Genomic DNA, 5557 nt, shown 5'->3' on the forward strand with positions numbered 1-5557 from the left:
GGCCCTCAACGCGGAACGGTTCGGCTGATACTCCGTGGTCACCCGGTTGCCTTTGGCAGGCGGGGTGGGTGGGCGACTTTAGGAGTAACGCTGGTGGGTGAGGCTAGCGCGTTTGTGTCGCGCCTGGTCCCCCCGATGGCCGTAGGTTAAACATTGGTGTCACCAGATTGCGCCGAACGGTAGATCCACTTGTAGTAGGTGGTAGTGGATCTAACTGCCCGTGCACGATCGGTGGCAATGCGTATACCGAACAGCCATAAGTTCCGGTCAAAGGTGCGACACATGCCGCCCCGGTGAGACAGTTAGTGTCGAACGACCCGGTACGTGTTCGGCGTGTACCGCTCTTCGGGGCCATCCACCACGATCAGCCCAACACCAGCCAAGCGGCCCCGGGCGCGCTGGATCGTGCGCTCCGAAACATTCAGGCTCTCCGCCAACTCGGCGAGGGGCGCAAGGACCGCGCCGTCCGGTGTATCCACGGCTCGCCGCTGAAGCTCGGCCAGCAGGCGCAGCGCGGCAGGCGGTAGGCGTCTCGGCGTGTCTCGATGGACTCGCGACGCAGCAACGTCTAAGCTCACGGCAATCCTTTCATCGGATGGCGCCGCCCCCTTTAAGCCGGCCAAGCTTTAGAACGTGGGGGTGGCGCCTTTTTTTGTAGGTCTGGGCGAAGAGTAGCGCCGGATCTGTCAAACACCGCACCTTCACCGCGCTCGGCGTGTCGCCCATGGTTACGGTCTTGGGACGACACGCCCACGGGTGTTAACAGCTACGTGGAGACCCGACCTATGGTGCTAGCCTCCGCAACATGCGACAGCACCGCACCTCCGTCGACCTGCCAAGTTCCCTGGTAGACGCCGTGCGCCAACAGGCCCTAGCCCACGGGACCAACGTGTCCAACCTGTTCTTCCACTGGGCCACCACAGCTGCCCGGCTCGCAGTGGAAGGCCAAGGGCACCTACTGCCGCAGCAACACGGGTTGCGCCGCGACAGCCTCGGCGATGTCCGCGAGGTGCGCTGGTTGCAGAGCAAAGAGGACTACGCCCGGTACCAGGCGTTGATAATGGGCGCTGGTTCGTCCATGGCCGCCGCATTGCAGGCCGCCGCGGAGGCGTATGTGGAGGCTGGCGGTGACGCCGTGATGATGGCCTGGCCACCCAAAAGTGCCTACTCGGCAGCCGCCTAACTAACCGTTGACCGGACCTTGGGTCGGATGTACTATGGGTGCATGACCCCTACCACCCCAGGGGCCAGCGACGGCACCACACCTCCCGACGCTGGCGTGTTCTCCCAGTCCCTCGTGCCATTCCCTACGCAGCGCCTCCCCGGCTTGCCGACCCCTCACGACACCCGGGTCGAACTGGTCGAACGCCTCCTTGAGGCCGTAGTGCAGGCTCGCAAGGAGCGCACCGTCCACGGGCGTGAGGACACTTTCGCGCTCATTCGTTCGGTCCAGGCGTTCGACGAGCTGATGGCCGAGTACGCCGCCGCCTTCACCGCCGTGACCACGACCGGCAAGGGCGTCATCGAGGATGAGCTGTTCACCGCGGTAGGCGACAGCGACGGCATCCCCACGTCAGGAATGACCGTGCCGCAGGCTGGTGGTGACATCCAGATCACCCGCAAAACTCACAACGATTACTTCGTGGACCTTCCGCAGGTCATCGCCGCCTTGAGTGCGCTGGTGTCCGCCGAGTGGGCTGCCGCGTTCGTCAGCAAGGTCACCGACATCACCCCGAGTTCAGACCCAGAACAGTTCGCCTGCGCCGTCGCGTTACGGGCCTGTGAGTTCCTCGGTGCGGCGAAGCCGAAGGTCACGAAGGTTCGGGGGCTGGCGCACGACCTGGCCGCCGCTGGTGAAGACCAGCTGGCGGCCGTAGTCTCCGACGCCATCACCAAGAACCTTAAGTACGACGGAATCGACGTGAAGCGCGTTAACCGCAAGCCCGCAGCCTGAGGACTTGGACGAGACCATGGAGCACGCAGAGCCCATTTGGGCGCCAGCCGAACAGTACGTCCCGCACCTCGTCGATGACCTCATGTACATGGGCAACGCTCCCAGCTATGGCGGTCACGTGATCCGCCAGTACAAGCATTACTTCACCCGCAACTACATCAACTTGGACGACTCCGGCCAAGCGTGGGACCTTGAGTTCATATGGAACGGCCTAGACGCGCCTCGCGATGTAACCGCCCGCAAGATCACCCTGACGGAGGCCGTAGCCGCGCTGGACCTGTATCCGGGCGGATACACCGACCTGTAGATATGAACCCCGCGCCCACCACCCCACTTGGGCGCACCCGTACCACCGCAAGAGAGGCGCCACGTCATGACCGACCCGTCACCCATCGAACAGCCCGAGTCGTCGGGCGCTGAGATCGTCCAGTTCCGGCCCCGCAACTCGCTCAGCTCGAAGCTGACCTACGCCAAGGCACTCGCCGAGTCTGGCCTGCTCCCCGCCGTGTACCGGGGCAAGCCTGCGAACGTGCTGTGGGCGCAGGAGTACGCCGAGAGCCTGCACCTGTCCACGATGGCCATCGTGAACGGCATCTACATCATCGAAGGCAAGCCCACCGCGTCTGCCGCGCTGATCTCCGGGCTGGTTCGCACCGCGGGTCACCGGCTGCGGGTCACAGGCAACGACCAGAAGGCCGTCGCCGAGATTGTCCGCAAGGATGACCCCGGGTTCACGTTCCGTTCTGAGTGGACGATCGAACGGGCGAAGCAGGCAGGGCTGCTCAACAAGAACACGTGGAAGCAGTATCCGGCCGCGATGTTGAAGGCCCGGGCTGTGACTGAGGCTGCCCGCGACGCCTGCGAAGAGGCGCTCAACGGGTGTCACTACACACCTGAGGAGCTGGGCGCGGAGGTTGACGAGGAAGGCATGCCTGCCACCGTCGTTGAACAGGTCCAGCCCGCCCCTGCCGCCGGGGTCGACTGGGCCGCAGAGATCACCAAGTGTGGCGGCGACAAGAAGGCCCTGGGTGAGTTGTGGAAGCGCGCACCGAAGGACTCCGAGGCGCGCACCAAGATTCAGGCTGCGGCGACAACCGGGAACGCTGCGAAGCCCGCCGAGGATGAGCCGATCACCGTGGACGCCGAACTGGTCGAGGACGAGCCCGTCAAGCCGGTCGGCGTAAGCCAACTCCTTGACGCGCTGCTCGCGGCGAACACTGAGGACAAGGTGGATGCGTTGACTGTCACGATCGGCTCGGATGCCAAGGTTGGTCGTATCGACATCGCCGGGCTTCTGTCTCGGGATGCTGCCGAGGTGCTGGGTATTGTGCGCGCCCCCGGCAAGCGGGTTCCGCTGACTGATCTGGCTCGGGAGGTTCGTAAGCATGTCGGGTCGAACGGCTACTCGGTGAACGAGGGTGTTGCCCAGGCCGCCGCAGAGTTGGACGAGCGCCCCGGCCAGGTGGCGTGATGTCCGGCCTGCAACGGTTCCGGGAACGCCTCATCCCCGGGGTGAAACTGACATGTGTGGAGAACACGTACCGCCCGGTCCGTAACGGTGTCGAACATTTGGTGACGGGTGTTCACTGCGGCCGGGTTGGTTGCAAACGTGTCACCGGCGGAGACGGGCCCATCACCATCGCCCTGCCGGAGAAAAACCACGGCGTGGTGTGGGTTGACGAGAACACCATCAGCTGGCCCCTCGGCATCGGGTCGCATTCCGTCACCTACAGGATCGAGGGTGAAGCGTGAGCGGTGAAGCCGAGATCGAGGAGTACCGCCGCAAGTACGTCACCCCGGGGATGACCGCTGGCCAGTTCTCGCAGCTACTCCCGGAGCATCTCCAACGCCCGTACTGGGCACAGAAGATCGAAGAACTGCTCGACTCAGACACCCCAGACGAGTTGTAGGACCGCACTCAACCGAGGTCCCACCCCTACCTCGGCCACCCGCACCATCCTCACGGAGGCACCACGACCATGACCACACCTGTCTTCATTGGCTTGCAGCCTAGTAGCTCAGACGACGAAGAGTGGCGGCATGAAGCGGCGTGCGCCTCAGTTGGCGGGGATTTCTGGTTCCCCGAAAAAGGTGGGTCAACCGCAGAGGCCAAAAAAGTGTGCCGTACATGCCCGGTGGTCACCGAATGCGGTGAGTACGCGCTGGCCACTCAGCAGCGGTTCGGCATTTGGGGAAACTTAAGCGAGCGCGAACGCCGCCACATAGCGAACGTACGCAAACGCGCTTCCGCTAGGCAGGCGGAAGCCGCATGAGCACCGCCGCAGAGTTGCTCCAAGAGGCCGAAGCCTGTCGGGATTTCGACGACTACCGCCGACTACTCTACGCCGCCCAGGACGCCGAGCTCGAGGAACGCGCCCGCATCCAAACACCTCCCAACGAGGAGGCCGCGTGAGCACCGAAGACCTCACCGAGCAGCAGCAATCCCTGCTAAAGATCGTCGCCGGGTTAGTGCCCGCAACCGCCGGGCAGGTAGGCAGGGCGCTGGGTGAACTGTCGATGGATCTACAGCGGCTCACCGACCAGCTAGCAGAGGCAGACGAAGAGGCCACGCGCCTGACCGAAGACTACGGGCTGGCCTACGACATGGCCTTCATTGAGGCGGGGGAAGGCTCAAAGCCTGTCTCGATCGCTATCCGGGAAGCAACAGCACGGATCGAAACCGCGCAACTGCGCCTGGACATGGAAGTGGCGAAGCTGCGGGTACGGCAGTTGAAGAACGCACACAAGACGCTAGACCGGCGCATCGACGTCGGGAGAACTTGCGCCGCCACGGTCCGGTCGGAGCATCGCACCATCGGGTACGGAGGTGGGGCATGAACCTGTGTGCATGTGGATGTGGTCAAGAGGTTAGCAACGTGACGCGCAGGTTCATCCGTGGCCATAATGGACGCCTGGGGACACCACGGGGATGCTTCGTGATCACTTGTCATGCCGTGGCACACGCTGGCGGAATGTGTGGTCGGCACAGGATGCGGATGCAGAAGCACGGCGAGCTCTACCCGATCACAAGTAAGAGCAACCCCAAGCTGTGGTTCTGGGCGCACGTGGCCATCCCCGCGACTAACGATGGCTGCTGGCTCTGGCTGGGAGACAAATATCCGGGGGGCTATGGCCGAACCGTTGCCATCCGGTTCTCGCCAACGCGCACGCCATTGGCTCATCGCTGGGCGTACGAGCAGCGGGTCGGCCCGATTCCACCGGACCTACAGCTGGATCATTTGTGTCGAAACAGGAGCTGTGTAAATCCGGAGCACCTGGAGCCCGTGACGGGCCCGGAGAACACCCGCCGAGGCTTACACGGGGTGTTGCGTACGCACTGTCCCCAAAAGCACGAGGCGAACGAGGTGAATACCTTTCATCGGCCGACTGGCGGGAGAAGGTGTCGCCGTTGCGAAGCTGACGCCGTTAGGGCGAAGCGGCGCGCCCGCACGGCCGGGGGGTCCTGATGGCCACCTACCGGCTTGAGTTGCCGTATCAGCGCCCCCCGAGGTCTCTGCACGGGAACACCCGCTCTCACTGGCGGGCCAGGGCTGCTGACGCCCGAGAGGTGCGGGAAACAGTCACATGGCTGGCCACACAGGC

The 5557-nt window shown here is 64.0% G+C and carries 11 protein-coding genes; 10 read left to right on the forward strand and 1 reads right to left on the reverse strand.

Going from position 1 to position 5557, the window contains the following annotated elements; translation table 11 throughout:
- Positions 1-302: 302 nt before the first annotated feature.
- A complete protein-coding gene (locus VGH54_RS13290; protein ID WP_331512474.1) occupies positions 303-578 on the reverse strand; it encodes a helix-turn-helix domain-containing protein in 276 nt (91 codons plus the stop codon).
- Positions 579-805: 227 nt separating this feature from the next.
- Here VGH54_RS13290 and VGH54_RS13295 point away from each other — a divergent pair, with 227 nt between their 5' ends.
- The 10 genes from VGH54_RS13295 (at position 806) to VGH54_RS13340 (ending at position 5421) form a co-directional block, all read left to right on the forward strand.
- Positions 806-1183, forward strand: a complete 378-nt coding sequence (locus VGH54_RS13295) for a hypothetical protein (protein WP_331512475.1) — start codon at positions 806-808, stop codon at positions 1181-1183.
- Positions 1184-1225: 42 nt separating this feature from the next.
- Positions 1226-1954 (forward strand): hypothetical protein, encoded by a 729-nt coding sequence (locus VGH54_RS13300; RefSeq protein WP_331512476.1) that lies wholly within the window; start codon positions 1226-1228, stop codon positions 1952-1954.
- A 4-nt stretch (positions 1955-1958) separates the two neighbouring features.
- The gene (locus VGH54_RS13305) at positions 1959-2261 is read left to right on the forward strand and encodes a hypothetical protein (protein ID WP_331512478.1); all 303 of its coding nucleotides are present in this window, start codon (positions 1959-1961) and stop codon (positions 2259-2261) included.
- A gap of 66 nt (positions 2262-2327) precedes the next feature.
- The gene (locus VGH54_RS13310) at positions 2328-3425 is read left to right on the forward strand and encodes a hypothetical protein (RefSeq protein ID WP_331512479.1); all 1098 of its coding nucleotides are present in this window, start codon (positions 2328-2330) and stop codon (positions 3423-3425) included.
- Positions 3425-3706, forward strand: a complete 282-nt coding sequence (locus VGH54_RS13315; protein WP_331512480.1) for a hypothetical protein — start codon at positions 3425-3427, stop codon at positions 3704-3706. The genes VGH54_RS13310 and VGH54_RS13315 overlap by 1 nt, the downstream gene beginning before the upstream one ends.
- Positions 3703-3864 (forward strand): hypothetical protein, encoded by a 162-nt coding sequence (locus tag VGH54_RS13320; RefSeq protein ID WP_331512481.1) that lies wholly within the window; start codon positions 3703-3705, stop codon positions 3862-3864. The genes VGH54_RS13315 and VGH54_RS13320 overlap by 4 nt, the downstream gene beginning before the upstream one ends.
- Before the next feature lie 69 nt (positions 3865-3933).
- Entirely contained in the window at positions 3934-4227 is a 294-nt protein-coding gene (locus VGH54_RS13325) for a WhiB family transcriptional regulator (protein ID WP_331512482.1), read from the forward strand.
- Positions 4224-4367, forward strand: a complete 144-nt coding sequence (locus tag VGH54_RS13330; protein WP_331512483.1) for a hypothetical protein — start codon at positions 4224-4226, stop codon at positions 4365-4367. The genes VGH54_RS13325 and VGH54_RS13330 overlap by 4 nt, the downstream gene beginning before the upstream one ends.
- Positions 4364-4792, forward strand: coding sequence for a hypothetical protein (locus VGH54_RS13335; RefSeq protein ID WP_331512484.1), 429 nt, complete (start codon positions 4364-4366; stop codon positions 4790-4792). The genes VGH54_RS13330 and VGH54_RS13335 overlap by 4 nt, the downstream gene beginning before the upstream one ends.
- A 158-nt stretch (positions 4793-4950) precedes the next feature.
- Positions 4951-5421, forward strand: coding sequence for an HNH endonuclease signature motif containing protein (locus VGH54_RS13340; RefSeq protein WP_331512485.1), 471 nt, complete (start codon positions 4951-4953; stop codon positions 5419-5421).
- The last annotated feature ends 136 nt before the right edge of the window (positions 5422-5557 follow it).

The organism is Mycobacterium sp., assembly GCF_036488105.1.
Taxonomy (GTDB): domain Bacteria; phylum Actinomycetota; class Actinomycetes; order Mycobacteriales; family Mycobacteriaceae; genus Mycobacterium.